Genomic DNA, 24,696 nt, shown 5'->3' on the forward strand with positions numbered 1-24,696 from the left:
TTGTTGTTATGCAGCCACGGTCAAAATGATCGCTGGACGGTAAAGGCGATAAAGTCGCGGTCCTTGAGCGGTTGCCCATAGGTGTTGGCGTTACGGCTATCGAGGAAGTTGTCGCTGCCGCCGATGTAGTGCGTGTAGTTGAGGCCGGCCTTCCAGGTTTGCAGGTACTCAAGCTGCAGGCCGATGCTCACATCGCCGCCTTTGTCGCCCACGCCGTTGTTGAATTTGCTGATCACCGACGAGCGCCCTTTCGGGTTGTAGCCCAGGCCCAGCGGCACACTGAGGTCGACGCCGGGGTACACCTGGAAGAAGTTGGGGGTGAAACTCATGCGCAGGCCCCAGGCATCGCGTTCGCTGTTGGGGTCGAGCGCGGCAGCGTTTTTGGTGATGCTGGTGCGCCGGTGCCAGGCCACTTCACCCGCCAGGCTGGCGGAATCCCAAATGCCATTGCTGTTGAACGAGTAGAGGCTGGAGAGCTGGGCGTGCAGCGAGTTGCCCACGGCATACAGGGCATGGCTGTCGTTGTCTCCCAGGCCTGTCGGGTTGGCCTGGGACACGCTCACCAGCGGCGTATTGCGCCGTACCGAGACTTCACCGGCAACGTTGGCATCGCCCACCGAGGTGCTGAAGCTGGCGCCAAATGCGCGAATCCCTTCGGCGTACACCAGTTGGTATTCGCCCAGTTGACCGGTCAACGGATTGGGCCCGCCGGGATTGGCGCGGGTGTAAATCATCGGGTCCTTGGCGTGGTAGCGGATCGCATAGAGACCAAAATCGGTGTTCCAGTCTTCAGGCGAAAACCGCAGCGACAGACCGTACTGGCCCTTGTCGTCTGCCTTGATGTCCTTGCCGTGGAAGAACGCCAGCGGTTGTTGGTTGGGGCCGATCGGGCCACCCACAATCAAGCGCTCACCCCCCTCGCCCACCACATCCGAGGTGGAAAAATAACTGCCTACGGCGGGGATGCGGTTCTCTTCCCACGCAAACTGGTAGTACGCCGCCACCGAGACATTCGGCCGCAACTGGACCTGCCCGGAGAATTGATTGACCGGGCGAATCAATTCCTTGAACGGCGTATTGGGTACCGAGGTGGCCTTGATGATGTCCACCGGTGCTTGCCCGCCCGCAATGCCGTTGGCCCCGAAGAACAGGCTTTCGCCCCACAGCACGGTGTGCCGGCCCAGGCGGAAGCTGGTGGGCAGGTCGCCCAGGTTGCCCTTGCCGAAGACAAACGCATCGAGGATCTCGGCGTCGCTGCCGTGCAGCTTGCGGGTGTCGTCCGTGAAGTGGTCATAGCTGACTGACCGCTGATTGGCGGTGGCCGGGGAATCGTTGTCGTTGCTGCCTTCATACACGCTGTCATACCAGCCGGCCGCACTGACGCGGGCGCCGAAGTTGTTATAGCGCGCATCAAATTCGGACAGGATATTCAGCCGGTTGGAGATCAGGCCTTTGTTGAAGTTACGGTCGCTGTCGTCCTGGTTGACCGTACTCACGAGCTTGCTGTCCCGGTCTTTGACGCGCCAGGCAGCGTTGTACTTGAGGGTGTTGTCCCAACGCAGACGCAAGTCTGAATCGCCGGTGTCGATTTCAAATGCACCCGCGTGATGAACCCAGCCCACTGCGGCAAGCGCCGCCGCGAGAGTGGCCCAATGGCAAGGCGGCCGGACGCTGCTCATACGTTCCCGTTTCATCAATACCAACCTCTGACTTGTTATTTTTGTCTTGAAAGGTCTTTTGAGAACCGGCGCTCCTGCCGCTTCTGGAATCGATAATAGGGAGGGCCAAACAATCCGAACAATCGATTATCGGGATGCCATCCATCCAAAAAAAGTGATACAACGCGCCATGCTCATCTGGAGGCAAGGCCATGCGTTTTCATCACCTGGATTTGAATTTGCTGGTGGTCCTCGACACCCTGCTCACCGAACAGAACATCACGCGCGCAGCGCAGCGCCTGAACGTCAGCCAGTCAGCGGCCAGCGGCTTGCTGGCGCGGTTGCGCGATTACTTTGATGATGAGTTGCTGGTGCAGGTGGGGCGCAAGATGTTGCCGACGCCACTCGCCCAAGGCCTGGCCGAGCCGGTGCGTCGGGTGCTGCTGGATATTCAATCGACGATCGTCAACAAACCCGAGTTTGACCCGCTGACCTGCAAGCGCCACTTCAAACTGATCGCCACCGACTTTGTGACCACGGTCATTCTCGGCCCGCTGACCCAGCGCCTGCAGCAACGGGCGCCGCACATCACCCTCGACATCCAGCACGCCTCCGATCACTACAACCAGATGCTGACCCAGGGCGAAGTGGACTTTGTGATCATGCCCGATCAGTACCTGTCGGACCTGCATGCCAAAGAGCTGCTATTCGAGGATGACTACCAGTGTGTGGTCTGGTCGCAGAACAGCCTGGTAGGCGATCAGCTCAGCCTGGAGGAATACCTGGGCCTGGGGCACATTGCGGTCAACTTCGGCAGTGCCCGCGAACCCAGCTTCAGTGAAAAAATCCTTCAGGGTTATGGCCAGGCGCGCCGGGTCGAGTTGACCACCAGCAGCTTCAACACGGTGCCGCATCTGCTGGTGGGCACCCAACGGGTCGCGGTGATCCCGCGAAGCCTGGCGACCCTGTATGGCGATTTCCTGTCATTGCGCGCATTGGCGCCACCCTTTGAACTGCCGCTGCTGCGCGAATTCACCTTATGGAACAAAGTGCTCGACAGCGACCCGGCGCACCGCTGGATGCGCCACTTGCTTCAGGAAGTGGCGGCGGAATACAGCGAGCGGGTGGCCGGGTTGTTCAACGGGTCGCGATGATAAACAGCCGAGGGAATGGCAGCAGCACGGTGCCATCGGCCAGCGCTGGGTAGGCCTGGGTGATCCGCGCCAGGTACTCATCGAGGAAGGCGCTCTTTTCTGAGTCAGTCAGGGGCGCCAGGAACGGGCGCAATGCCGACCCCTTGAACCACTCCACCACCGCAGCAGAGCCTGCCAGCGGATGGTGGTAAGTGGTGCGCCAAACGTCCACGGTGGAGCAGTGCTTGCTCAGCAGCTCAAAGTAGTAGCTCGCGGTATGGCGTTCGTTGTGTTTCACCGCTCCGATCTTGGCAGCCCATGGGCCGTCGGCCGCGATTTCCCGCGCCAGCTTGTGGGCGGGTTCATCCAAATTGTCGGGCGTCTGCACTGCCAGGGTGCCGCCTTCGGTCAGTTGATTGACCAAGTGCGGATACAACGTGGCGTGGTCAGGCAGCCATTGCAGGGATGCATTGGCGAGGATGACGTCGAATTGTTGCGCAGGGTTCCAGGCGCCGATGTCAGCTAATTCAAAGTTCAGGGTGGGCAGGCGCTTGCGGGCATCGACCAGCATGTCATCGGAGCTGTCCATGCCGGTGACCAATGCCTTCGGAAAACGCTCGGCCAGCACCTCGGTGGAATTGCCCGGGCCACATCCCAGGTCGACGGCGCTGCGTACATCGCCATCAGGGATGGCCGCCACCAGATCCCGGACGGGACGGGTACGCTGTTGTTCGAACATCGAGTATTGCTTGGCTGACCAGGTCATTGCGGCATTCCTTCTTCTGTGAGGAGTGACGACAGCCTAAATCTTGTGATCCATGAGAACAAATGCCAGGATTGACCATCTCCCATACCTTAAAAGTATTCCTATGCTGGAGCTCAGGCAGCTCAAGGCCTTCGTCGCGATTGCCGAAGAAGGCTATATCACACGCGCGGCAGAACGACTGGGCATGCAGCAGCCGCCCCTGACGCGCCTGCTGCAAAGTCTGGAAGCAGAGTTAGGCGTGGTCCTGATGGAGCGCCTGCCACGGGGCGTGCGCCCGACCACGGCGGGTTTGGCCTTGCTGGAGGAAGCTCGACATATTCTGGCCAGTGTCGACGGTGTGGCCGACATCGTGCGCCGCGCCGCCCGTGGTGAACGCGGGCGGCTGGCCATTGGCTTTACCAGTTCTGCCGCCTTGCATCCATTTGTGCCCAGCGTGTTGCGCCTGTTTCGGGAAACCTTTGTGGGTGTTTCCGTAGTGCTGGAAGAAGCCGGCACCGGCGAACTGCTGGACGCGTTGCTCCATGAAAAACTCGACGCGGCGTTTATTCGTTCGCCCCTGAGTGGAACGCAGGCGTTGCAGGATGAGCCGATTCTGGTGGAGCCGATGTTGCTGGCGCTGCCCACGGATCATCCGCTGGCACTTGATGCCGGATCTCCCCTGCCATTGGCAGCGTTGGCGATGGAGTCTTTCGTGCTTTATCGCCGTCGCGTGGGGTTGGGCTTGTATGACGCCATTCTGGTGGCCTGCAGTGAAGCCGGATTCAGCCCACAGGTGGTACAGGAGGCGCCGCGCATGACCGCGACCCTGAGCCTGGTGGCTGCAGGCCTTGGGGTATCCATAGTGCCAGCGTCGATGCGACGGTTGCGCGGAGATGGCATCGTGTATCGGGAACTGACGGACTGCCAAAGCCTGGTGGCGCCTTTGCATCTGGCCACGCGCACGGGCGATACGTCGCCGGTGCTCGAAAGGTTTCGAGCGCTGGTCATCAGCGCCGCATCGCAAGACACGCGCCCTGACGGCACACCGCTCGACAAACCCGACTAAACTCATCGTCGACCCGTAAAGGCTTTAGCCTTGTGATGGTCGTTAAAACAAATGCCAGCGCAGTGTCCACGGACGATTTTTCTGGCCAACCCCAGCCAAATCCATCCAATGGAGCTACGCCATGGCTTATCTAAAAACTCGTGAAGGTAATGATCTCTACTACAAGGACTGGGGCAGCGGGCAGCCCGTTGTGTTTTGCCACGGATGGCCGCTGAACAGCGACAGTTGGGAATCGCAGATGCTGCATTTCGCCAACAACGGTTTTCGCGCAATTGCGCATGACCGCCGAGGGCATGGTCGGTCAAGTCAGCCGTGGGATGGCAATGACATGGACCATTATGCAGATGACCTCGCGGAACTGATCGAACACTTGGATCTGGAGAACATGATCCTCTTCGGTTTTTCCACAGGAGGCGGCGAAGTCGCACGCTATATCACCCGCCATGGCACCGCGCGCGTGGCCAAGGCGGGCCTGATCTGCGCCGTAACGCCACTGATGCTGAAAACCCCCAGCAATCCCGATGGAACACCGATTGAAGTCTTTGACGGTATGCGGGCTGACTCCATCGCCAACCGTTCACAGCTCTACCTGGACGTGGCAGCTGGCCCGTTCTTCGGTTTCAACCGTCCGGGCGTCGAAACCTCGCAAGGCTTGATCAATTCATTCTGGATGCAGGGGGTTATGGGCGGGCACAAAAACACCTTTGACAGCATCAAGGCATTTTCGGAGACCGACTTTCGAGAGGATTTGACCCACTTCACTATGCCCACGCTCATCATCCATGGCGATGATGATCAAATCGTACCCATCCAGGCATCTGCTCTGGAGAGCAAGCGCTTGATCCCCCACGCCCAGTTGCTGGTGTATCCGGGAGCCCCCCACGGGTTGACCGACACACACAAGCAGCAGGCCAACGAGGATATGTTGCGCTTCGCACAAGCCTAGAGCTGGGTGTGGCCCACAAAAAAACCGCGCGGCCTTGTTGGCGGCGCGGTTTTTCAGTGTGCAACATTTAGCTTCGGTATGCCCTAGAAGGGGATATCGTCATCAAAGCTGTCGAAGTCGGCTGCCGGCTGAGGAGCCGCCTGCTGTGGCGCTGGACGCGACTCACGCTGTGGCTGCTGGGTTGGCTGCGGACGCGACTGCTGTGGACGCGGTGCCGAGTTGGACATGCCGCCCTGGCCCTGTTGGTCGCCCTGTGGACGGCCGCCCAGCAGTTGCATGGTGCCTTGCATGTCGACCACGATTTCGGTGGTGTAACGCTTGATGCCGTCTTTTTCCCACTCGCGGGTTTGCAGTTTGCCTTCGATGTAGACCTGCGAACCTTTGCGCAGGTATTCACCGGCGATCTCTGCAACCTTGCCGAACATCGACACACGGTGCCATTCGGTTTTTTCGACCTTCTGGCCGGTTTGCTTGTCGGTCCACTGTTCGCTGGTCGCCAGACTCAGGTTGGTCACGGCGTTACCGTTCGGCAAGTAGCGAACTTCGGGATCCTGGCCGCATGTACCGACCAATATGACTTTGTTAACCCCACGGGCCATAACGTTCTCCTAGGCTGGGCGCGCTGTCGGCACTGGGTTGACCAGTTGCTCGAGCGTCGCGCGATCCAATAATTCGGTGTCCAATTTGATGTAAATGGCCGCCTCTTCAGCAACCACGACTGCATCTGTTACCCCAACGACGGCCTTCAGGCGCTCTACCAGACCAGCTTCACGAATCGCTTCGGGCGATAACGGCAGACGCAGGCTTGTGACGTACGGGGGTTCGCGCATGGTAACAGCAAAGGCCAGCCAAAGTGCAGCCAGCCCGGCGCATCCAAGGAACACAACCGACAAACCGCCATGCTGGAACATCCAGCCACCCATGATCCCGCCCAGTGCAGAACCGAGGAACTGGCTGGTGGAATAAACGCCCATCGCCGTGCCTTTGCCGCCGGCCGGTGAAACCTTGCTGATCAGCGACGGCAATGAAGCCTCCAGCAGGTTGAACGCGGTGAAGAACACCACCGTGCCGATCACCAGCGCCCGCAGGCTGTCGCCGAACTGCCAGAAGAATAGCTCAGTGAGCATCAATGTCGCGACGGCGCCCAGCAGAACTCGTTTCATTTTGCGTTTCTTCTCGCCGTAGATGATGAACGGGATCATGGCGAAGAACGAAATCAGCAGCGCAGTGAGGTACACCCACCAGTGCTGCTCCTTGGGCAGCCCGGCTTTTTGCACCAGGGCCAGGGGCAAGGCGACGAAGCTGCACATCAGCATCGCGTGTAATACGAAGATACCCAAATCCAGGCGCAACAGGTCCGGGTGCTTGAGCGTGGGCAATAGCGCTTGTTTCGCCACCCCCGACTCACGGTGCTGCAATGGCCCGGTGGAATGCGGCACCATGAAAGCGACGATCACGATGCCGAACAACGCCATGCCACCGGTGGCCAGGAACAGGCCGTGCAAGCCGAACGCGCGAGTCAGCAGCGGACCGACCACCATCGCCACGGCGAACGAAAGCCCGATGGTCATGCCGATCATGGCCATGGCCTTGGTACGGTGCTGTTCGCGGGTCAGGTCGGAAAGCAGCGCCATGACGGCGGCGGAAATCGCCCCCGCGCCTTGCAGGACCCGGCCGGCGATCACGCCCCAGATCGAGTCGGCATTGGCGGCCAGCACACTGCCCAGGGCGAACACGATCAGCCCCAGGTAGATCACCGGCCGGCGGCCAATGCGGTCGGAAATGATCCCGAACGGAATCTGAAACAGCGCCTGGGTCAGGCCATAGGCACCAATCGCCAGGCCGATCAGGGCCGGGGTCGCTCCTGCGAGATCCATTCCATAGGTCGCCAGCACCGGCAACACCATAAACATGCCAAGCATACGGAATGCGAACACCAGGGCCAGACCGCTTGCTGCGCGGGTCTCGCTGCCACTCATGCGTTCGCTGTGGGGATCGTGCATGGAAAAACCTCGTGTGAACCGGCGGCGATTCTACCAGTCCCATCGATTGAGAGGGTATATGCGGCGCTTTGCCGCGCAGCTTTCATGTAAGGCTGCACCCGGCACTTTGACAGTGTATATTCATCCAGTCTTTAGCCGTATACTCCTGCATTATTTACGCCCGCCGTGCGAGGCCATCTTGGACAAGATCCTGATTCGTGGGGCTCGAACCCACAACCTGAAGAACATCGACCTGACCCTGCCACGGGACAAACTGATCGTCATCACCGGCTTGTCCGGGTCCGGCAAGTCGTCCCTGGCGTTTGACACGCTGTACGCCGAAGGCCAGCGCCGCTATGTGGAATCCCTGTCGGCCTATGCCCGGCAGTTCCTGTCGATGATGGAAAAACCCGACGTCGACACCATTGAAGGCCTGTCGCCAGCGATTTCCATCGAACAGAAATCGACGTCCCATAACCCACGCTCCACCGTGGGTACCATCACCGAGATCTATGATTACCTGCGCCTGCTGTATGCCCGCGTAGGTATTCCCCGCTGCCCGGACCACGATATTCCCCTGGAAGCACAGACCGTCAGCCAGATGGTCGACCTGGTGCTGGCCCAGCCGGAAGGCGCCAAGCTGATGCTGCTGGCGCCGGTGATTCGCGAGCGTAAAGGCGAGCACCTTTCCGTCTTCGAAGAGCTGCGAGCACAAGGTTTCGTGCGGGCCCGGATCAACGGCAAGCTCTATGAACTGGACGAAGCGCCGAAGCTGGATAAACAGAAGAAGCACTCGATTGATGTGGTGGTCGACCGCTTCAAGGTGCGTGCCGACTTGCAGCAGCGGCTGGCGGAGTCTTTCGAGACCGCACTGAAGCTCGCAGACGGTATCGCCCTGGTGGCGCCCATGGACGACGAGCCCGGAGAAGAAATCATCTTCTCCGCGCGCTTCGCCTGCCCGATCTGCGGCCATGCCATCAGCGAGCTGGAACCAAAGCTGTTTTCCTTCAACAACCCGGCTGGCGCCTGCCCGACCTGTGATGGTTTGGGGGTTAAGCAATTCTTTGATATCAAACGACTGGTCAATGGCGACCTCACGCTGGCGGAAGGCGCGATACGCGGCTGGGACCGGCGTAACGTCTATTACTTCCAGATGCTGGGCTCGCTGGCGTCTCACTACAAGTTCAGCCTCGAAGTGCCCTTCAACGAGCTGACCGCCGAACATCAGAAATTCATCCTGCACGGCAGCGGTTCGCAAAACGTCGACTTCAAGTATTTGAACGACCGTGGCGACATCGTCAAACGCTCGCACCCGTTCGAAGGCATCGTGCCGAACCTTGAGCGTCGCTACCGCGAGACCGAGTCGGCCAGCGTGCGCGAGGAACTGGCCAAGTTCCTCAGCACACAGCCATGCCCGGATTGCCGTGGCACCCGCCTGCGCCGTGAAGCGCGGCACGTGTGGGTTGGCGAGAAGACACTGCCGGCGGTGACCAACCTGCCGATTGGCGATGCCTGTGAATACTTCGGCACACTGAAGCTGACCGGTCGCCGTGGGGAAATTGCCGACAAGATCCTCAAGGAAATTCGTGAGCGGCTGCAGTTCCTGGTTAACGTGGGACTGGACTATCTGTCGCTGGACCGCAGTGCCGACACACTTTCCGGTGGCGAGGCCCAGCGGATTCGCCTGGCCAGCCAGATTGGCGCCGGCCTGGTGGGCGTGCTGTACATCCTCGATGAGCCGTCGATTGGCTTGCATCAACGGGACAACGATCGCCTGCTGGGTACGCTGAAACACCTGCGGGACATCGGCAACACGGTGATCGTGGTCGAGCACGATGAAGATGCCATTCGTCTTGCGGACTACGTGGTAGATATCGGCCCGGGTGCCGGTGTGCACGGTGGGCATATTGTCGCCGAGGGCACGCCTGCCGAAGTGATGGCGCATCCTGACTCGCTGACCGGCAAATACCTGTCGGGCCGTGTGAAGATTGCTGTGCCAGCCAAGCGTACGCCGCGCAACAAGAAGATGGCGCTGCACCTCAAGGGCGCGCGTGGCAACAACCTGCGCAACGTCGACCTGGAGATCCCGTTGGGTCTGCTGACCTGTGTGACCGGTGTATCCGGTTCGGGCAAATCGACGCTGATCAACAACACGCTGTTTCCATTGAGCGCCACCGCGCTGAACGGTGCGACCACCCTGGAAGCCGCCGCTCACGACAGCATCAAAGGCCTTGAGCATCTGGACAAGGTCGTTGATATCGACCAGAGCCCGATTGGTCGCACGCCACGTTCCAACCCGGCGACCTACACCGGGCTGTTCACACCAATTCGCGAGCTGTTTGCCGGCGTGCCGGAGTCGCGCTCTCGTGGCTACGGGCCGGGCCGGTTCTCGTTCAACGTCAAGGGCGGGCGCTGCGAGGCGTGCCAGGGCGATGGCTTGATCAAGGTGGAGATGCACTTCCTGCCGGACATCTACGTGCCGTGCGACGTGTGCAAGAGCAAGCGCTACAACCGCGAAACCCTGGAGATCAAGTACAAGGGCAAAAGCATCCACGAAACCCTCGAGATGACGATCGAGGAAGCGCGGGTGTTCTTTGATGCGGTCCCGGCGCTGGCGCGCAAGCTGCAGACGCTGATGGATGTTGGCCTGTCGTACATCAAGCTGGGCCAGTCGGCGACCACGTTATCGGGTGGTGAGGCGCAGCGGGTCAAGCTGTCTCGCGAGCTGTCCAAGCGCGATACCGGCAAGACCCTGTATATCCTCGATGAGCCGACCACGGGCCTGCACTTTGCGGATATTCAGCAACTGCTGGACGTACTGCATCGCCTGCGTGACCACGGCAACACGGTGGTGGTGATCGAGCACAACCTGGACGTGATCAAGACCGCCGACTGGCTGGTGGACCTGGGGCCGGAAGGCGGCTCAAAAGGTGGGCAGATCATTGCGGTCGGCACACCGGAGCAAGTGTCTGAGATGAAGCAGTCTCACACCGGCTTCTACCTCAAGCCTCTGCTGGCCCGCGACAAGGACTGATTGTTCAGGCCCACGAAAAAGCCCCTGTCACCGTGTAAGTGACAGGGGCTTTTTGTAGCCAGAAGAATCAGAACTGCGATTGCAGGTAATTCTCCAGGCCAATCAACTTGATCAGACCCAGCTGCTTCTCCAGCCAGTAGGTGTGATCTTCTTCGGTGTCATTCAACTGCACCCGCAGGATTTCCCGCGTGACGTAGTCGTTGTGCTGCTCGCAGAGCTCGATGCCCTTGCAGAGCGCGGCACGGACCTTGTATTCCAGGCGCAAGTCGCTGGCGAGCATCTCAGGGACCGTGGTGCCGGTGTCCAGGTCGTCGGGACGCATACGTGGCGTGCCTTCGAGCATCAGGATTCGGCGCATCAGTGCGTCGGCGTGCTGTGCCTCTTCTTCCATTTCGTGGTTGATGCGCTCGTAGAGCTCGGTAAAGCCCCAGTCTTCGTACATCCGCGAGTGAATGAAATATTGGTCACGAGCAGCCAGTTCGCCCGTCAGCAACGTGTTGAGGTAATCGATTACGTCGGGGTGACCTTGCATCGCCCTACATCTCCCTGCTTGAAAGTCTGTAGTTTGAACCATGATGACCCGGAGGTCACGGGACCAACGGCAGAAAAGTGAAGATTTCCGGTGAAAAGTAGCTGAAATAACGCAAAAACCGCCCAAATGAGGGCGGTTCTGCTTATCGTTTAGAGTTAGTTAAGCGATACACCCAGTGCAGATGCGATCCCTTCTCCATAAGCAGGATCTGCCTGGAAGAAGTACTGCAACTGGCGCTGGACCACGTCGCTGGAAACACCCGCCATCGCGCCGGCGATGTTGTTGATCAGCAGGGTCTTCTGCTCATCATTCATCAGGCGGAACAAAGCGCCCGCGTGGCTGAAGTAGTCGGTGTCTTCACGGTGATCGTAACGATCTGCCGCGCCGCTCAGGGCCAAGGCTGGTTCAGCGTATTGCGGAGCCTGCTTCGGAGCATCGGCGTAGCTGTTTGGCTCGTAGTTTGGAGCCGCACCACCATTTGCACCGAATGCCATCGAACCGTCACGCTGGTAGCTGTTGACCGGGCTGCGTGGCGCGTTCACCGGCAGCTGCTGGTGGTTGGTGCCGACACGGTAGCGATGGGCATCTGCGTAAGCGAACACGCGACCTTGCAGCATACGGTCTGGCGACAAGCCAACACCTGGGACCATGTTGCTTGGACCGAAAGCGGCTTGCTCGACTTCGGCAAAGTAGTTCAGCGGGTTACGGTTCAGCTCAAGCTCGCCGACTTCGATCAGCGGGAATTCTTTCTGCGACCAGGTCTTGGTCACGTCGAAGGGGTTCTCGTAGTGAGCATTGGCCTGCGCTTGCGTCATGATCTGGATGCACACGCGCCATTTCGGGAAGTCACCGCGCTCGATAGCGCCGAACAGGTCGCGCTGGGCATAGTCAGGATCGGTACCCGCCAGGCGCGCAGCGTCAGCCGGCGCCAGGTTCTTGATACCTTGCTGGGTCTTGTAGTGCCACTTCACCCAGTGCCGCTCGCCTTTGGCGCTGATCAGGCTGTAGGTGTGGCTGCCAAAGCCGTGCATGTGACGGTAGCCGTCCGGGATGCCACGGTCCGAAAACAGGATGGTGACCTGGTGCAGCGCCTCGGGTGAGTGCGACCAGAAGTCCCACATCATTTGCGCACTTTTCAGGTTGCTTTGTGGCAAGCGTTTTTGGGTGTGGATGAAGTCCGGGAATTTCAGCGGATCTCGGATGAAAAACACAGGGGTGTTGTTGCCAACGATGTCCCAGTTGCCTTCTTCGGTATAGAACTTCAAGGCGAAACCACGTGGGTCACGCTCGGTATCAGCCGAGCCGCGCTCACCGCCTACTGTAGAGAAGCGCAGGAAGGTTGGGGTTTGCTTGCCTACGGACTCGAACAGCTTGGCACTGGTGTACTGAGTAATGTCTTGGGTGACGGTGAACGTACCGTAAGCGCCCGAGCCCTTCGCGTGTACACGACGCTCAGGAATGTTCTCACGGTTGAAATGGGCAAGCTTCTCGATCAGGTGAAAATCGTCGAGCAGCAATGGGCCGCGCGGGCCGGCGGAGCGGGAGTTCTGGTTATCGGCAACGGGGGCACCGCTGGCGGTAGTAAGGGTTTTATTTTGACTCATGCTCAATCTTCCTCAGGTCAGACTCGAAACTGCCGGCTAATCGGCTTGAAGGGAGTATTAACCAGGAAGGTGACACCTTCAAATTCATTAAATCATGAGCTTCGATAGAATTTAACTAACTAACCAAGCCGATAGATAAAGTCGCCTTAATGAACCGAACGCGCGGTTGCTTGAGGTACTTCCAATTTTCCAGCGCGCACAAAAAACCGGGCACTAGGCCCGGTTCTTCGTTACAGACTGACGTCTTACTCAGCGGATACAGCTTCACCGCCAACTGGACGATCGATCAGCTCAACGTACGCCATAGGCGCGTTGTCACCAGCGCGGAAACCGCACTTGAGGATGCGCAGGTAGCCACCCTCACGGGTAGCGTAACGCTTGCCCAGGTCGTTGAAGAGCTTACCAACGATAGCTTTCGAACGAGTACGGTCGAAAGCCAGACGGCGGTTAGCCAGGCTGTCTGTCTTGGCCAAAGTGATCAGCGGCTCAGCAACGCGACGCAGTTCTTTAGCTTTCGGCAGTGTAGTTTTGATCAGCTCGTGCTCGAACAGCGACACCGCCATGTTCTGGAACATAGCCTTACGGTGCGAGCTGGTACGGCTCAGGTGACGACCACTTTTACGATGACGCATGGTTCATTCCTTACCAAACTCACGTTCGGTGATTACGACGATCAGGCAGTCGCCTTGTCGTCCTTCTTAAGACTTGCAGGCGGCCAGTTGTCGAGGCGCATGCCGAGGGACAGACCGCGGGAGGCCAGAACGTCCTTGATTTCGGTCAAGGATTTCTTGCCCAGGTTCGGAGTCTTCAACAGTTCTACTTCGGTGCGCTGAATCAGATCGCCGATGTAGTAAATGTTTTCCGCCTTAAGGCAGTTAGCCGAACGTACAGTCAGTTCCAGATCGTCAACCGGGCGAAGCAGGATCGGATCGATCTCGTCTTCCTGCTCGATTACCACTGGTTCGCTGTCACCCTTGAGGTCGACGAACGCAGCCAACTGCTGTTGCAGAATGGTTGCAGCGCGGCGGATAGCCTCTTCAGGATCCAGAGTACCGTTGGTTTCCAGATCAATAACCAGCTTGTCCAGGTTAGTACGCTGTTCGACACGGGCGTTTTCCACCACGTATGCGATACGGCGAACCGGGCTGAACGAAGAGTCAAGCTGCAAGCGACCAATGCTGCGGCTTTCGTCTTCATCGCTCTGACGCGAGTCGGCCGGTTCATAACCACGACCACGAGCTACGGTGAGCTTCATGTTCAGGGCGCCGTTAGACGCCAGGTTAGCGATTACGTGATCGGGATTAACGATCTCGACATCATGATCCAGCTGAATATCGGCAGCGGTAACCACCCCCGAACCCTTCTTCGACAAGGTCAGCGTAACTTCGTCACGGCCGTGCAGCTTGATAGCCAGACCTTTAAGGTTCAACAGGATTTCAATTACGTCTTCCTGTACACCTTCGATGGCGCTGTACTCGTGGAGCACACCGTCAATCTCGGCCTCGACTACTGCACAGCCGGGCATTGAGGACAACAGGATGCGGCGCAGCGCGTTGCCCAGGGTGTGGCCAAAACCACGCTCGAGAGGCTCGAGAGTGATCTTGGCGCGGGTTGGACTGACAACCTGCACATCAATGTGACGGGGTGTCAGGAACTCATTTACCGAAATCTGCATGGATGCACCTATTTTCTAGCCCTTACTTGGAGTAGAGCTCGACAATCAGGCTTTCGTTGATGTCGGCGGACAGATCACTGCGAGCAGGAACGTTCTTGAAAACGCCCGACTTCTTCTCAGTGTCTACTTCTACCCATTCTACGCGGCCACGTTGGGCACACAGATCGAGAGCTTGGACAATGCGAAGTTGATTTTTTGCTTTCTCGCGAATCGCGACCACGTCACCAGCACGAACCTGGTAAGACGGCACGTTAACGGTTTGGCCGTTTACGCTGACGGATTTGTGCGATACCAGCTGACGGGATTCGGCACGAGTCGAACCAAAGCCCATACGGTATACAACGTTGTCCAGACGGCATTCGAGCAGTTGCAGCAGGTTTTCACCGGTTGCACCTTTCTTGCCAGCAGCTTCTTTGTAGTAGCCGCTGAACTGACGCTCGAGAACGCCGTAGATACGACGGACCTTCTGCTTTTCACGCAGTTGGGTGCCGTAATCGGACTGGCGACCGCGGCGTTGGCCGTGGATACCAGGTGCTGCTTCAATGTTGCACTTCGATTCGATCGCGCGCACGCCGCTCTTCAGAAAGAGATCGGTGCCTTCACGACGAGCGAGTTTGCATTTTGGACCAATGTAACGAGCCATTCTTTACAATCTCCTGGATTACACGCGGCGCTTCTTCGGCGGACGGCACCCGTTGTGCGGGATTGGCGTCACGTCGGTGATGCTGGCGATCTTATAGCCACAGCCGTTCAATGCACGGACAGCAGACTCACGACCTGGACCTGGACCTTTGACGTTAACGTCGAGGTTTTTCAGGCCATATTCCAGCGCAGCTTGACCAGCACGTTCAGCAGCTACTTGAGCAGCAAACGGGGTGGACTTGCGGGAACCGCGGAAACCCGAACCACCGGAGGTAGCCCAAGAAAGCGCGTTACCTTGACGGTCGGTGATGGTCACGATTGTGTTGTTAAAAGATGCATGGATGTGGGCGATGCCATCAACCACTGTCTTTTTAACTTTTTTACGAGGACGAGCAGCAGGTTTTGCCATGATTAATTTCCTGTCGATTCGCGTGGGCGATTACTTGCGGATCGGCTTACGCGGACCTTTACGGGTACGCGCGTTAGTCTTGGTACGCTGACCGCGTACTGGAAGACCACGACGATGACGCAGACCACGGTAGCAACCGAGGTCCATCAAACGCTTGATTTTCATGTTGATTTCGCGACGCAGGTCACCTTCAGTGGTGAACTTCGCCACTTCGCCACGCAACAGCTCAATCTGCTCGTCGCTCAGATCTTTGATCTTTGCGGCTGGGTTTACCCCAGTATCTGCGCAAATTTTCTGCGCAGTAGTGCGACCAACACCATAGATGTAGGTCAGCGAGATAACAGTGTGCTTGTTATCTGGAATGTTAACGCCTGCAATACGGGCCATTCAGTGGGACTCCAATTGACAGCTACCTACGCCCCGGAAGCCAAGAAATAGGGCGCGAGATAATATCGCTGTAATAACAAATAATCAACCCGGCAGCGCACTAGCTGCCGGGCTTCAAGCGGATCACACTCAGCCTTGGCGCTGTTTGTGACGCGGTTCCGCGCTGCAAATTACTCGAACAACACCTTCGCGGCGAATAATCTTGCAGTTACGGCACAGCTTTTTCACCGATGCACGAACTTTCATCACCAACTCCTCGAACCTTATGGGGTACTCAGCGCAACATGCCGCTGCCGTAGCCCTTCAGGTTGGCTTTCTTCATCAGGGATTCGTACTGGTGCGAAACGAGGTGCGATTGTACTTGGGACATGAAGTCCATCACAACCACGACGACGATCAGCAACGAGGTCCCGCCAAGGTAGAACGGAACGTTTGCTGCAACCACCAGGAACTGGGGCAACAAGCACACGGCCGTCATATATAGAGCACCGAACATGGTCAAGCGAGTCAGAACGCCATCAATGTAGCGCGCAGACTGCTCACCTGGACGAATGCCCGGAATAAAGGCACCGGACTTCTTCAGGTTTTCCGCTACGTCTTTCGGATTGAACATCAACGCCGTATAGAAGAAGCAGAAGAAAATAATCCCTGCACTAAACAGCAGAATATTCAACGGCTGACCAGGAGCGATCGACTGCGAGATGTCCTGCAACCAGCCCATACCTTCAGACTGACCGAACCAGGCACCCAACGAAGCCGGAAACAGCAAAATGCTGCTCGCGAAAATGGCAGGAATAACCCCGGCCATGTTCACTTTCAGCGGCAAGTGGCTGGTCTGCGCGGCAAAGACCTTACGGCCCTGCTGACGCTTGGCGTAGTGAACAGCAATACGACGCTGGCCACGCTCAATGAACACCACAAAACCGATAATCGCTACTGCCAACAAACCGATGGCAACCAGGGCGAAGATATTGATATCACCCTGACGTGCAGACTCGAAAGACTGCCCAATCGCTCTCGGAAGACCGGCAACGATACCTGCGAAAATCAACATCGAGATACCGTTACCAACACCACGCTCAGTAATCTGCTCACCCAGCCACATCATGAACATCGCACCAGCCACAAAAGTGGATACCGCGACGAAATGGAAGCCAAAGTCACCAGTGAACGCAACACCCTGCCCAGCCAGGCCAACGGACATGCCGATAGCTTGGACCAGGGCAAGGATGACAGTGCCGTAGCGGGTGTACTGGCTTATCTTGCGACGGCCAGCTTCACCTTCCTTCTTCAACTGCTCCAGCTGCGGGCTGACGGCGGTCATCAGTTGCATGATGATCGATGCCGAGATGTACGGCATGATCCCCAGTGCAAAGATGCTCATCCGTTCCAGCGCGCCGCCGGAAAACATGTTGAACAAGCTAAGAATGGTCCCCTCATTCTGTCGAAACAGGTCTGCGAGTCGGTCCGGGTTGATACCTGGAACCGGGATGTGTGCGCCTATTCGGTAGACGATAATCGCCAGGAACAGAAAACGCAGACGAGCCCAAAGTTCAGACATACCGCCTTTGCCGAGCGCTGAGAGAGCACCTTGCTTAGCCATTTATTCCTCGAACTTGCCGCCAGCTGCTTCGATAGCCGAACGCGCACCTTTGGTGGCGCCGATTCCCTTGCCGATAGTGACAGCGCGAGTCACTTCACCGGACAGCATGATTTTCACACGCTGTACGTTGACGTTGATCACGTTGGCATCTTTCAGGGTCTGCACGGTAACGATGTCGCCTTCCACTTTGGCCAGCTCGGACAAACGCACTTCTGCGCGGTCCATGGCTTTCAGGGAAACGAAACCGAACTTCGGCAGGCGACGATGCAGCGGCTGTTGACCGCCTTCAAAGCCTGGAGCGATGGTGCCACCGGAGCGGGAAGACTGACCTTTGTGGCCACGGCCACCGGTCTTGCCCAAACCACTACCGATACCACGGCCCGGACGATGCTTTTCGCGACGGGAACCCGGCGCTGGACTCAGATCATTGAGTTTCATCGATTAACCCTCGACACGCAGCATGTAGTAAGCCTTGTTGATCATCCCGCGATTCTCGGGAGTATCAAGTACTTCTACAGTGTGACCGATGCGACGCAGACCCAAACCCTTAACGCACAATTTGTGGTTAGGGATGCGGCCGGTCATGCTTTTGATCAGCGTTACTTTAACGGTAGCCATGATCAGAAGATCTCCTTGACGCTTTTGCCACGCTTGGCGGCAATGGATTCAGGAGACTGCATAGCTTTCAAACCCTTGAAAGTGGCGTGAACCACGTTTACCGGGTTAGTCGAGCCGTAGCACTTGGCCAGAACGTTCTGAACGCCAGCAACTTCGAGGACAGCACGCATAGCGCCGCCAGCGATGATACCGGTACCTTCAGAGGCAGGCTGCATGTACACCTTCGAAGCGCCGTGAGCGGACTTCATTGCGTACTGCAGAGTGGTGCCGTTCAGATCAACTTGGATCATGTTGCGACGAGCAGCTTCCATTGCCTTCTGGATCGCGGCAGGCACTTCACGTGACTTGCCACGGCCGAAGCCAACGCGCCCTTTACCATCACCCACCACGGTCAACGCGGTGAAAGTGAAGATACGGCCGCCTTTAACGGTTTTGGCTACGCGGTTAACTTGAACCAGCTTCTCAATGTAGCCTTCGTCGCGCTTTTGGTCGTTATTTGACATAACTTAGAACTCCAGCCCAGCTTCACGAGCAGCATCAGCCAGCGCTTTCACGCGACCGTGGTACTTGAAGCCAGAGCGGTCGAAAGCCACTTGCGAGACGCCAGCGGCCTTAGCACGCGTAGCGACCAGCTGGCCAACCTTAGTGGCCGCGTCGATGTTGCCAGTGGCACCATCACGCAGTTCTTTATCCAAAGTCGAGGCGCTTGCCAGGACTTTGTTGCCGTCGGCCGAGATGACCTGGGCGTAGATGTGCTGCGACGAGCGGAACACGCAGAGACGCACGACTTCGAGTTCGTGCATTTTCAGGCGTGCTTTGCGAGCGCGACGCAGTCGAGTAACTTTTTTGTCGGTCATTTGCTATGCCCTACTTCTTCTTGGCTTCTTTACGACGGACGACTTCGTCCGCGTAGCGCACACCTTTGCCTTTGTACGGCTCTGGTGGACGGAAGTCGCGGATCTCAGCGGCCACCTGACCTACCAGCTGCTTATCGATACCCTTGATCAGGATGTCGGTTTGGCTAGGGGTCTCAGCGGTGATGCCTTCCGGCAGTTCGTAATCCACTGGGTGCGAGAAGCCAAGGGCCAGGTTCAAAACCGTGCCTTTTGCTTGCGCTTTGTAACCAACACCGACCAGCTGGAGCTTACGCTCGAAGCCTTGGCTTACGCCTTGGACCATGTTGTTTACCAACGCACGAGTGGTACCGGCCATTGCGCGAGTTTGTTGATCGCCATTGCGAGCAGCGAAACGCAGCTCACCAGCTTCTTCAACGATCTCAACGGACGAATGGATGTTCAGTTCCAGAGTGCCCTTGGCACCCTTCACCGAAAGCTGTTGGCCTGCGAATTTTACTTCGACACCGGCTGGCAGCTTAACGGGGTTCTTAGCGACGCGTGACATGCTTATCCCCCCTTAGAACACAGTGCAAAGAACTTCGCCGCCGACACCGGCAGCGCGCGCAGCACGATCCGTCATCACACCTTTGTTGGTGGAGACGATAGACACACCGAGACCGCCACGAACTTTTGGCAGATCGTCGACGGACTTGTACTGACGCAGGCCTGGACGGCTAACGCGCTTCACTTCCTCGATGACCGGACGGCCTTCGAAGTACTTCAGCTCGATGGACAGCAGTGGTTTGATTTCGCTGCTGATCTGATAACCCGCAATGTAGCCTTCGTCTTTCAGGACTTTGGCAACAGCTACCTTCAACGTGGAAGATGGCATGCTTACGACGGACTTTTCAGCCATCTGGGCATTACGGATACGAGTTAGCATGTCCGCTAACGGGTCCTGCATACTCATGGCTAGACGCTCCTAATACAAAAAAATTAGCCTTGCGGCCATTACGTGTCGCCGAGAATCTCCGAGCACAAAACACACGGGCTCAGGCGAGCCGCGTATTTTAGACACACTCCGGAAATGAAACAAGCCCCAAAAGGGGCTTGTTCCAGATTCAAGGCCACCGGTGGTCAGTATCTTGCGATCCTGGCCACCGAGACTTCGAAAGTACTTACCAGCTGGCTTTAACCAGACCTGGTACGTCACCACGCATTGCCGCTTCACGCAGTTTGTTACGGCCGAGGCCGAACTTGCGGTAAACGCCGTGTGGACGACCGGTCAGGCGGCAGCGGTTACGCATGCGCGAAGCGCTTGCGTCACGTGGCTGCTTCTGCAGAGCAACTGTAGCTTCCCAACGCGCTTCTGGACTTGCGTTCAGATCAACGATGATTGCTTTCAGTGCTGCACGCTTCTTGGCGTACTTGGCAACCGTGAGCTGACGCTTCAGCTCGCGGTTTTTCATGCTCATCTTGGCCATGGTCCTACTCCAATCAGTTGCGGAACGGGAATTTGAACGCACGCAGCAGAGCGCGGCCTTCATCATCGTTCTTGGCAGTGGTGGTCAGGGTGATGTCCAGACCGCGGAGAGCATCGATCTTGTCGTAGTCGATTTCCGGGAAGATGATCTGCTCTTTAACGCCCATGCTGTAGTTACCACGACCATCGAAGGACTTGGCATTCAGGCCGCGGAAGTCGCGGACCCGAGGCAGGGAGATCGACAGCAGACGATCCAGGAATTCGTACATACGCTCACGGCGCAGAGTCACTTTGACGCCGATCGGCCAACCTTCACGGACTTTAAAGCCAGCGATGGATTTCCGAGCGTAAGTCACAACGACTTTCTGACCGGTGATCTTTTCCAGGTCGGCAACAGCGTGCTCGATGACTTTTTTGTCACCGACCGCTTCGCCCAGACCCATGTTCAGGGTGATTTTTGTAACGCGTGGAACTTCCATCACGTTCGAAAGCTTAAGTTCTTCCTTAAGCTTCGGTGCGATTTCCTTCCAGTAAATCTCTTTTAGTCGTGCCATGGTCTTCTACCTAGCAGTGTTCAAGCATCAACCGCTTTTTGGGTCGACTTGAAGACACGAATTTTCTTGCCGTCTTCTACTTTGAAACCAACGCGATCAGCCTTGTTGGTTTCGCCGTTGAAAATGGCGACGTTAGAAGCGTCCAGTGGAGCTTCTTTTTCGACGATACCGCCTTGCACGCCCGACATCGGGTTAGGCTTGGTATGACGCTTAACCAGGTTCAAACCACCGATAACCAGACGGTTATTAGCGAGAACCTTAAGCACCTTACCGCGCTTACCTTTGTCTTTGCCGGCGATCACGATGATCTCGTCGTCACGACGAATCTTTTGCATGTCGGATCTCCTTACAGCACTTCTGGGGCGAGCGAGACGATCTTCATGAACTTCTCAGTACGAAGTTCACGGGTCACTGGCCCAAAGATACGGGTGCCGATCGGCTCTTGCTTGTTGTTCAGAAGAACAGCAGCGTTGCCATCAAAGCGGATAATGGAGCCATCAGCACGACGTACGCCGTGACGAGTGCGGACTACAACAGCAGTCATCACTTGGCCTTTTTTCACTTTACCGCGAGGAATTGCTTCCTTCACGGTAACTTTGATGATGTCACCGATACCAGCGTAACGACGATGGGAGCCACCCAGCACCTTGATGCACATAACGCGGCGTGCGCCGCTGTTATCGGCCACATCGAGCATGGATTGAGTCTGAATCATATAATTTCTCCGACCCCTAGTCCTTAGACTTCCACAGCGCGTTCGAGAACATCAACCAGCGCCCAAGACTTGGTCTTGGCCAGCGGACGAGTTTCACGAATAGTGACCTTGTCGCCGATGTGGCACTGATTGGTTTCGTCGTGCGCGTGCAGCTTAGTCGAACGCTTAACGTATTTACCGTAGATCGGGTGCTTTACGCGACGCTCGATCAGAACGGTGATGGTCTTGTCCATTTTGTCGCTGACAACACGGCCAGTCAGCGTACGGACGGTTTTTTCGGCTTCAGCCATGATTACTTACCTGCCTGCTGTTTGAGCACAGTCTTCACGCGAGCGATGTCACGCTTAACTTGCCGGAGCAGGTGAGACTGCCCCAACTGGCCAGTTGCTTTCTGCATGCGCAGATTGAACTGGTCGCGCAGCAGGCCGAGCAGTTGCTCGTTAAGCTGCGGCGCGTCTTTTTCACGAAGTTCATTCGCTTTCATCACATCACCGTCCGTTTAACAAAGGCGGTGGCGAGCGGCAGCTTTGCAGCAGCCAGGGCAAAAGCCTCACGCGCCAGCTCTTCAGTTACACCCTCGATTTCATACAGGACTTTACCTGGCTGAATCTGGGCAACCCAGTACTCCACACTACCCTTACCTTTACCCATACGAACTTCGAGGGGCTTTTTGGAAATAGGCTTGTCCGGGAATACACGGATCCAGATCTTGCCGCCACGTTTAACGTGACGGGTCAGAGCACGACGCGCTGACTCGATCTGACGAGCGGTGAGACGACCACGAGCTACAGACTTCAGCGCATATTCGCCGAAGCTGACTTTGCTACCGCGCTGAGCCAGACCACGGTTGTGGCCTGTCATCTGCTTGCGGAACTTCGTACGCTTTGGTTGCAACATTTGGCGTACCCCTTACTTAGCAGCTTTTTTACGAGGCGCTGGTGCTTGTGGTTTCAGTTCTTCTTGGCGACCACCAATTACTTCGCCTTTGAAGATCCAAACCTTTACACCGATCACACCGTAAGTGGTGTGAGCTTCGTAGTTGGCATAGTCGATGTCGGCACGCAGGGTGTGCAACGGCACACGACCTTCGCGATACCATTCAGTACGTGCGATTTCAGCACCGCCGAGACGACCGCTCACTTGGATTTTGATGCCTTTGGCACCAATGCGCATGGCGTTCTGTACTGCGCGCTTCATAGCGCGACGGAACATTACGCGACGCTCCAGCTGCTGAGCTACGCTCTGCGCAACCAGCATACCGTCGAGCTCCGGCTTACGGATCTCTTCGATATTGATGTGCACAGGCACACCCATTTGCTTGGTCAGGTCCTGACGCAGTTTCTCAACATCTTCACCTTTCTTCCCGATAACGATACCTGGACGAGCGGTGTGGATGGTGATACGTGCAGTTTGAGCAGGACGATGGATATCGATACGGCTCACGGACGCGCTTTTTAGTTTGTCTTGGAGATACTCACGCACCTTCAGATCAGCGAACAAGTAGTCCGCATAAGTCCGACCGTCTGCGTACCAGACGGAGGTGTGCTCCTTGACGATTCCCAGGCGAATGCCAATGGGATGTACTTTCTGACCCATCTCTTCGACTCCGTTACTTGTCAGCAACCTTGACAGTGATATGGCAAGACCGCTTGACGATGCGATCAGCTCGGCCTTTGGCACGAGGCATGATGCGCTTCAGCGAACGCCCTTCGTTGACGAAAACGGTGCTGACTTTAAGGTCATCAACGTCTGCGCCTTCGTTGTGCTCGGCGTTGGCTACGGCCGACTCCAGCACTTTCTTGATGATCTCGGCGGCTTTCTTACTGCTGAAAGCCAACAGGTTGAGCGCTTCGCCCACCTTCTTCCCGCGGATCTGGTCGGCGACCAAGCGGGCTTTCTGGGCGGAGATTCGAGCGCCCGACAACTTAGCGGCTACTTCCATCGTTCCTTACCCCTTAACGCTTGGCTTTCTTGTCTGCCACGTGCCCACGATATGTGCGGGTACCGGCAAACTCGCCTAGTTTGTGGCCGACCATGTCTTCGTTCACAAGAACTGGAACATGTAGGCGACCGTTATGCACTGCAATGGTCAAACCGACCATTTGTGGCAGGATCATCGAACGACGCGACCAGGTTTTCACCGGCTTGCGATCGTTCTTTTCCGCCGCCACTTCGATCTTCTTCAGTAGGTGAAGATCAATAAAAGGACCTTTTTTCAGAGAACGTGGCACTGTCGTATCCCTCTATTTACTTGCGACGACGGACGATCATTTTGTCGGTACGCTTATTACCACGAGTCTTCGCGCCCTTAGTCGGGAAGCCCCATGGCGATACCGGATGACGACCACCAGAGGTACGACCTTCACCACCACCGTGTGGGTGGTCAACCGGGTTCATGGCAACACCACGAACGGTTGGGCGAACGCCACGCCAGCGTTTGGCACCAGCTTTACCCAGCGAACGCAGGCTGTGCTCGGAGTTCGAGACTTCGCCCAGGGTCGCACGGCACTCAGCCAGTACTTTACGCATTTCACCAGAGCGCAGACGCAGGGTCACGTAGACACCTTCACGAGCGATCAGCTGAGCCGAAGCACCAGCGGAACGAGCGATTTGCGCGCCTTTACCCGGCTTCAATTCGATGCCGTGTACGGTGCTACCAACTGGAATGTTGCGCAGTTGCAGAGCGTTGCCCGGCTTGATCGGCGCCAAGGCACCTGCGATCAGCTGGTCACCAGCACTCACGCCTTTAGGGGCGATGATGTAGCGACGCTCGCCATCTGCGTACAGCAGCAGAGCGATGTGAGCAGTACGGTTTGGATCGTATTCGATACGCTCGACAGTGGCAGTGATGCCATCTTTGTCGTTGCGACGGAAATCGACCAGACGATAATGCTGCTTATGGCCACCACCGATGTGACGAGTGGTAATGCGACCATTGTTGTTACGACCACCAGTCTTCGATTTCTTCTCGAGCAGCGGTGCGTGAGGAGCGCCTTTATGCAGCTCCTGGTTGACCACCTTGACCACAAAACGGCGGCCAGGGGAAGTCGGTTTGCATTTAACGATTGCCATGA

At 57.1% G+C, this 24,696-nt stretch carries 34 protein-coding genes; 4 read left to right on the forward strand and 30 right to left on the reverse strand.

Features of this window, described 5'->3' with window-relative positions:
* Positions 1-20: 20 nt before the first annotated feature.
* Positions 21-1,694: a DUF1302 domain-containing protein gene (locus tag M2400_RS12230; RefSeq protein ID WP_259196633.1), complete on the reverse strand. Its 1,674-nt coding sequence runs from the start codon at positions 1,692-1,694 to the stop codon at positions 21-23.
* A 176-nt stretch (positions 1,695-1,870) separates the two neighbouring features.
* On the opposite strand from M2400_RS12230, the gene M2400_RS12235 reads away from it, so the two are divergent.
* On the forward strand, positions 1,871-2,812 hold the full coding sequence (locus M2400_RS12235; protein WP_259196632.1) for a LysR family transcriptional regulator: 942 nt from the start codon (positions 1,871-1,873) through the stop codon (positions 2,810-2,812).
* On the opposite strand, the gene tam is transcribed toward M2400_RS12235, so the two are convergent.
* The gene (gene tam, locus M2400_RS12240; RefSeq protein ID WP_177078092.1) at positions 2,796-3,557 is read right to left on the reverse strand and encodes a trans-aconitate 2-methyltransferase; all 762 of its coding nucleotides are present in this window, start codon (positions 3,555-3,557) and stop codon (positions 2,796-2,798) included. The genes M2400_RS12235 and tam overlap by 17 nt on opposite strands.
* Positions 3,558-3,660: 103 nt before the next feature.
* On the opposite strand from tam, the gene M2400_RS12245 reads away from it, so the two are divergent.
* Entirely contained in the window at positions 3,661-4,602 is a 942-nt protein-coding gene (locus M2400_RS12245) for a LysR family transcriptional regulator (protein WP_177078094.1), read from the forward strand.
* Positions 4,603-4,723: 121 nt separating this feature from the next.
* Positions 4,724-5,548 carry an alpha/beta fold hydrolase gene (locus M2400_RS12250; protein WP_177046148.1) on the forward strand — a complete coding sequence of 275 codons (825 nt, stop codon included), beginning with the start codon at positions 4,724-4,726 and terminating at the stop codon, positions 5,546-5,548.
* An 83-nt stretch (positions 5,549-5,631) separates the two neighbouring features.
* Here the strand turns inward: M2400_RS12250 and M2400_RS12255 are convergent, their stop codons facing one another.
* Both M2400_RS12255 and M2400_RS12260 read right to left on the reverse strand, forming a co-directional pair.
* Positions 5,632-6,147: a single-stranded DNA-binding protein gene (locus M2400_RS12255; protein ID WP_177046150.1), complete on the reverse strand. Its 516-nt coding sequence runs from the start codon at positions 6,145-6,147 to the stop codon at positions 5,632-5,634.
* Between the two features lie 9 nt (positions 6,148-6,156).
* A complete protein-coding gene (locus tag M2400_RS12260) occupies positions 6,157-7,551 on the reverse strand; it encodes an MFS transporter (protein ID WP_177046152.1) in 1,395 nt (464 codons plus the stop codon).
* 178 nt (positions 7,552-7,729) lie between these two features.
* On the opposite strand from M2400_RS12260, the gene uvrA reads away from it, so the two are divergent.
* Positions 7,730-10,564: an excinuclease ABC subunit UvrA gene (uvrA, locus tag M2400_RS12265; RefSeq protein WP_010174605.1), complete on the forward strand. Its 2,835-nt coding sequence runs from the start codon at positions 7,730-7,732 to the stop codon at positions 10,562-10,564.
* Positions 10,565-10,631: 67 nt separating this feature from the next.
* On the opposite strand, the gene bfr is transcribed toward uvrA, so the two are convergent.
* The 26 genes from bfr to rplB all read right to left on the reverse strand — a co-directional run bounded on the left by bfr (position 10,632) and on the right by rplB (position 24,694).
* Positions 10,632-11,096, reverse strand: a complete 465-nt coding sequence (gene bfr, locus M2400_RS12270) for a bacterioferritin (RefSeq protein ID WP_003210048.1) — start codon at positions 11,094-11,096, stop codon at positions 10,632-10,634.
* Positions 11,097-11,251: 155 nt separating this feature from the next.
* Positions 11,252-12,700 carry a catalase gene (locus M2400_RS12275; protein WP_259196616.1) on the reverse strand — a complete coding sequence of 483 codons (1,449 nt, stop codon included), beginning with the start codon at positions 12,698-12,700 and terminating at the stop codon, positions 11,252-11,254.
* A 245-nt stretch (positions 12,701-12,945) separates the two neighbouring features.
* Complete coding sequence (gene rplQ / locus M2400_RS12280) at positions 12,946-13,332, reverse strand: 50S ribosomal protein L17 (protein WP_003210053.1); 387 nt, start codon at positions 13,330-13,332, stop codon at positions 12,946-12,948.
* 41 nt (positions 13,333-13,373) lie between these two features.
* Positions 13,374-14,375 carry a DNA-directed RNA polymerase subunit alpha gene (locus tag M2400_RS12285; protein ID WP_003176403.1) on the reverse strand — a complete coding sequence of 334 codons (1,002 nt, stop codon included), beginning with the start codon at positions 14,373-14,375 and terminating at the stop codon, positions 13,374-13,376.
* Positions 14,376-14,397: 22 nt separating this feature from the next.
* The gene (gene rpsD / locus M2400_RS12290; RefSeq protein WP_003210056.1) at positions 14,398-15,018 is read right to left on the reverse strand and encodes a 30S ribosomal protein S4; all 621 of its coding nucleotides are present in this window, start codon (positions 15,016-15,018) and stop codon (positions 14,398-14,400) included.
* A gap of 18 nt (positions 15,019-15,036) precedes the next feature.
* Entirely contained in the window at positions 15,037-15,426 is a 390-nt protein-coding gene (rpsK, locus tag M2400_RS12295; protein WP_002555466.1) for a 30S ribosomal protein S11, read from the reverse strand.
* Between the two features lie 30 nt (positions 15,427-15,456).
* Positions 15,457-15,813, reverse strand: a complete 357-nt coding sequence (gene rpsM / locus M2400_RS12300; protein ID WP_003210063.1) for a 30S ribosomal protein S13 — start codon at positions 15,811-15,813, stop codon at positions 15,457-15,459.
* A gap of 129 nt (positions 15,814-15,942) precedes the next feature.
* A complete protein-coding gene (rpmJ, locus tag M2400_RS12305) occupies positions 15,943-16,059 on the reverse strand; it encodes a 50S ribosomal protein L36 (RefSeq protein WP_002555468.1) in 117 nt (38 codons plus the stop codon).
* A 28-nt stretch (positions 16,060-16,087) separates the two neighbouring features.
* Positions 16,088-17,416, reverse strand: a complete 1,329-nt coding sequence (gene secY / locus M2400_RS12310) for a preprotein translocase subunit SecY (protein WP_003210064.1) — start codon at positions 17,414-17,416, stop codon at positions 16,088-16,090.
* Positions 17,417-17,854, reverse strand: coding sequence for a 50S ribosomal protein L15 (gene rplO, locus M2400_RS12315; RefSeq protein WP_003210066.1), 438 nt, complete (start codon positions 17,852-17,854; stop codon positions 17,417-17,419).
* Between the two features lie 3 nt (positions 17,855-17,857).
* Positions 17,858-18,034, reverse strand: a complete 177-nt coding sequence (gene rpmD, locus M2400_RS12320) for a 50S ribosomal protein L30 (RefSeq protein ID WP_003186033.1) — start codon at positions 18,032-18,034, stop codon at positions 17,858-17,860.
* Between the two features lie 2 nt (positions 18,035-18,036).
* On the reverse strand, positions 18,037-18,537 hold the full coding sequence (gene rpsE / locus M2400_RS12325) for a 30S ribosomal protein S5 (RefSeq protein WP_003186035.1): 501 nt from the start codon (positions 18,535-18,537) through the stop codon (positions 18,037-18,039).
* 3 nt (positions 18,538-18,540) lie between these two features.
* Complete coding sequence (rplR, locus tag M2400_RS12330; RefSeq protein ID WP_003186037.1) at positions 18,541-18,891, reverse strand: 50S ribosomal protein L18; 351 nt, start codon at positions 18,889-18,891, stop codon at positions 18,541-18,543.
* A gap of 10 nt (positions 18,892-18,901) precedes the next feature.
* Complete coding sequence (rplF, locus tag M2400_RS12335; protein ID WP_003176412.1) at positions 18,902-19,435, reverse strand: 50S ribosomal protein L6; 534 nt, start codon at positions 19,433-19,435, stop codon at positions 18,902-18,904.
* A 12-nt stretch (positions 19,436-19,447) separates the two neighbouring features.
* Positions 19,448-19,840 (reverse strand): 30S ribosomal protein S8, encoded by a 393-nt coding sequence (rpsH, locus tag M2400_RS12340; protein WP_003186040.1) that lies wholly within the window; start codon positions 19,838-19,840, stop codon positions 19,448-19,450.
* A gap of 208 nt (positions 19,841-20,048) precedes the next feature.
* On the reverse strand, positions 20,049-20,354 hold the full coding sequence (rpsN, locus tag M2400_RS12345; RefSeq protein ID WP_003176414.1) for a 30S ribosomal protein S14: 306 nt from the start codon (positions 20,352-20,354) through the stop codon (positions 20,049-20,051).
* Positions 20,355-20,367: 13 nt separating this feature from the next.
* On the reverse strand, positions 20,368-20,907 hold the full coding sequence (gene rplE / locus M2400_RS12350) for a 50S ribosomal protein L5 (RefSeq protein ID WP_003176415.1): 540 nt from the start codon (positions 20,905-20,907) through the stop codon (positions 20,368-20,370).
* Positions 20,908-20,927: 20 nt separating this feature from the next.
* The gene (rplX, locus tag M2400_RS12355; protein ID WP_003176416.1) at positions 20,928-21,242 is read right to left on the reverse strand and encodes a 50S ribosomal protein L24; all 315 of its coding nucleotides are present in this window, start codon (positions 21,240-21,242) and stop codon (positions 20,928-20,930) included.
* Positions 21,243-21,253: 11 nt separating this feature from the next.
* Positions 21,254-21,622, reverse strand: coding sequence for a 50S ribosomal protein L14 (gene rplN / locus M2400_RS12360; protein ID WP_002555479.1), 369 nt, complete (start codon positions 21,620-21,622; stop codon positions 21,254-21,256).
* A 23-nt stretch (positions 21,623-21,645) separates the two neighbouring features.
* The gene (gene rpsQ, locus M2400_RS12365; protein ID WP_003176419.1) at positions 21,646-21,912 is read right to left on the reverse strand and encodes a 30S ribosomal protein S17; all 267 of its coding nucleotides are present in this window, start codon (positions 21,910-21,912) and stop codon (positions 21,646-21,648) included.
* Positions 21,913-21,914: 2 nt separating this feature from the next.
* Positions 21,915-22,106, reverse strand: coding sequence for a 50S ribosomal protein L29 (gene rpmC, locus M2400_RS12370; RefSeq protein WP_008030901.1), 192 nt, complete (start codon positions 22,104-22,106; stop codon positions 21,915-21,917).
* Positions 22,106-22,519, reverse strand: a complete 414-nt coding sequence (gene rplP / locus M2400_RS12375; protein ID WP_045057467.1) for a 50S ribosomal protein L16 — start codon at positions 22,517-22,519, stop codon at positions 22,106-22,108. Before rplP ends, rpmC begins: the two co-directional genes overlap by 1 nt.
* A gap of 12 nt (positions 22,520-22,531) precedes the next feature.
* The gene (rpsC, locus tag M2400_RS12380; RefSeq protein WP_003176422.1) at positions 22,532-23,218 is read right to left on the reverse strand and encodes a 30S ribosomal protein S3; all 687 of its coding nucleotides are present in this window, start codon (positions 23,216-23,218) and stop codon (positions 22,532-22,534) included.
* Positions 23,219-23,231: 13 nt separating this feature from the next.
* Positions 23,232-23,564, reverse strand: a complete 333-nt coding sequence (gene rplV, locus M2400_RS12385; RefSeq protein WP_003210077.1) for a 50S ribosomal protein L22 — start codon at positions 23,562-23,564, stop codon at positions 23,232-23,234.
* Between the two features lie 13 nt (positions 23,565-23,577).
* Positions 23,578-23,853: a 30S ribosomal protein S19 gene (gene rpsS / locus M2400_RS12390; protein WP_003232420.1), complete on the reverse strand. Its 276-nt coding sequence runs from the start codon at positions 23,851-23,853 to the stop codon at positions 23,578-23,580.
* Between the two features lie 16 nt (positions 23,854-23,869).
* Positions 23,870-24,694 (reverse strand): 50S ribosomal protein L2, encoded by an 825-nt coding sequence (rplB, locus tag M2400_RS12395; RefSeq protein WP_032884535.1) that lies wholly within the window; start codon positions 24,692-24,694, stop codon positions 23,870-23,872.
* Positions 24,695-24,696: the final 2 nt, after the last annotated feature.

The organism is Pseudomonas sp. BIGb0558 (genome assembly GCF_024807515.1).
Taxonomy (GTDB): Bacteria; Pseudomonadota; Gammaproteobacteria; order Pseudomonadales; family Pseudomonadaceae; genus Aquipseudomonas; species Aquipseudomonas yamanorum_A.

Bases quoted from the DNA above. Each gene is read 5' to 3' on its own strand.
- M2400_RS12230 (WP_259196633.1), bottom strand. From the start codon at position 1,694: ATGAAACGGGAACGTATGAGCAGCGTCCGGCCGCCTTGCCATTGGGCC.
- M2400_RS12235 (WP_259196632.1), top strand. From the start codon at position 1,871: ATGCGTTTTCATCACCTGGATTTGAATTTGCTGGTGGTCCTCGACACC.
- tam (WP_177078092.1), bottom strand. From the start codon at position 3,557: ATGACCTGGTCAGCCAAGCAATACTCGATGTTCGAACAACAGCGTACC.
- M2400_RS12245 (WP_177078094.1), top strand. From the start codon at position 3,661: ATGCTGGAGCTCAGGCAGCTCAAGGCCTTCGTCGCGATTGCCGAAGAA.
- M2400_RS12250 (WP_177046148.1), top strand. From the start codon at position 4,724: ATGGCTTATCTAAAAACTCGTGAAGGTAATGATCTCTACTACAAGGAC.
- M2400_RS12255 (WP_177046150.1), bottom strand. From the start codon at position 6,147: ATGGCCCGTGGGGTTAACAAAGTCATATTGGTCGGTACATGCGGCCAG.
- M2400_RS12260 (WP_177046152.1), bottom strand. From the start codon at position 7,551: ATGCACGATCCCCACAGCGAACGCATGAGTGGCAGCGAGACCCGCGCA.
- bfr (WP_003210048.1), bottom strand. From the start codon at position 11,096: ATGCAAGGTCACCCCGACGTAATCGATTACCTCAACACGTTGCTGACG.
- M2400_RS12275 (WP_259196616.1), bottom strand. From the start codon at position 12,700: ATGAGTCAAAATAAAACCCTTACTACCGCCAGCGGTGCCCCCGTTGCC.
- rplQ (WP_003210053.1), bottom strand. From the start codon at position 13,332: ATGCGTCATCGTAAAAGTGGTCGTCACCTGAGCCGTACCAGCTCGCAC.
- M2400_RS12285 (WP_003176403.1), bottom strand. From the start codon at position 14,375: ATGCAGATTTCGGTAAATGAGTTCCTGACACCCCGTCACATTGATGTG.
- rpsD (WP_003210056.1), bottom strand. From the start codon at position 15,018: ATGGCTCGTTACATTGGTCCAAAATGCAAACTCGCTCGTCGTGAAGGC.
- rpsK (WP_002555466.1), bottom strand. From the start codon at position 15,426: ATGGCAAAACCTGCTGCTCGTCCTCGTAAAAAAGTTAAAAAGACAGTG.
- rpsM (WP_003210063.1), bottom strand. From the start codon at position 15,813: ATGGCCCGTATTGCAGGCGTTAACATTCCAGATAACAAGCACACTGTT.
- rpmJ (WP_002555468.1), bottom strand. From the start codon at position 16,059: ATGAAAGTTCGTGCATCGGTGAAAAAGCTGTGCCGTAACTGCAAGATT.
- secY (WP_003210064.1), bottom strand. From the start codon at position 17,416: ATGGCTAAGCAAGGTGCTCTCTCAGCGCTCGGCAAAGGCGGTATGTCT.
- rplO (WP_003210066.1), bottom strand. From the start codon at position 17,854: ATGAAACTCAATGATCTGAGTCCAGCGCCGGGTTCCCGTCGCGAAAAG.
- rpmD (WP_003186033.1), bottom strand. From the start codon at position 18,034: ATGGCTACCGTTAAAGTAACGCTGATCAAAAGCATGACCGGCCGCATC.
- rpsE (WP_003186035.1), bottom strand. From the start codon at position 18,537: ATGTCAAATAACGACCAAAAGCGCGACGAAGGCTACATTGAGAAGCTG.
- rplR (WP_003186037.1), bottom strand. From the start codon at position 18,891: ATGACCGACAAAAAAGTTACTCGACTGCGTCGCGCTCGCAAAGCACGC.
- rplF (WP_003176412.1), bottom strand. From the start codon at position 19,435: ATGTCACGCGTCGCTAAGAACCCCGTTAAGCTGCCAGCCGGTGTCGAA.
- rpsH (WP_003186040.1), bottom strand. From the start codon at position 19,840: ATGAGTATGCAGGACCCGTTAGCGGACATGCTAACTCGTATCCGTAAT.
- rpsN (WP_003176414.1), bottom strand. From the start codon at position 20,354: ATGGCCAAGATGAGCATGAAAAACCGCGAGCTGAAGCGTCAGCTCACG.
- rplE (WP_003176415.1), bottom strand. From the start codon at position 20,907: ATGGCACGACTAAAAGAGATTTACTGGAAGGAAATCGCACCGAAGCTT.
- rplX (WP_003176416.1), bottom strand. From the start codon at position 21,242: ATGCAAAAGATTCGTCGTGACGACGAGATCATCGTGATCGCCGGCAAA.
- rplN (WP_002555479.1), bottom strand. From the start codon at position 21,622: ATGATTCAGACTCAATCCATGCTCGATGTGGCCGATAACAGCGGCGCA.
- rpsQ (WP_003176419.1), bottom strand. From the start codon at position 21,912: ATGGCTGAAGCCGAAAAAACCGTCCGTACGCTGACTGGCCGTGTTGTC.
- rpmC (WP_008030901.1), bottom strand. From the start codon at position 22,106: ATGAAAGCGAATGAACTTCGTGAAAAAGACGCGCCGCAGCTTAACGAG.
- rplP (WP_045057467.1), bottom strand. From the start codon at position 22,519: ATGTTGCAACCAAAGCGTACGAAGTTCCGCAAGCAGATGACAGGCCAC.
- rpsC (WP_003176422.1), bottom strand. From the start codon at position 23,218: ATGGGTCAGAAAGTACATCCCATTGGCATTCGCCTGGGAATCGTCAAG.
- rplV (WP_003210077.1), bottom strand. From the start codon at position 23,564: ATGGAAGTAGCCGCTAAGTTGTCGGGCGCTCGAATCTCCGCCCAGAAA.
- rplB (WP_032884535.1), bottom strand. From the start codon at position 24,694: ATGGCAATCGTTAAATGCAAACCGACTTCCCCTGGCCGCCGTTTTGTG.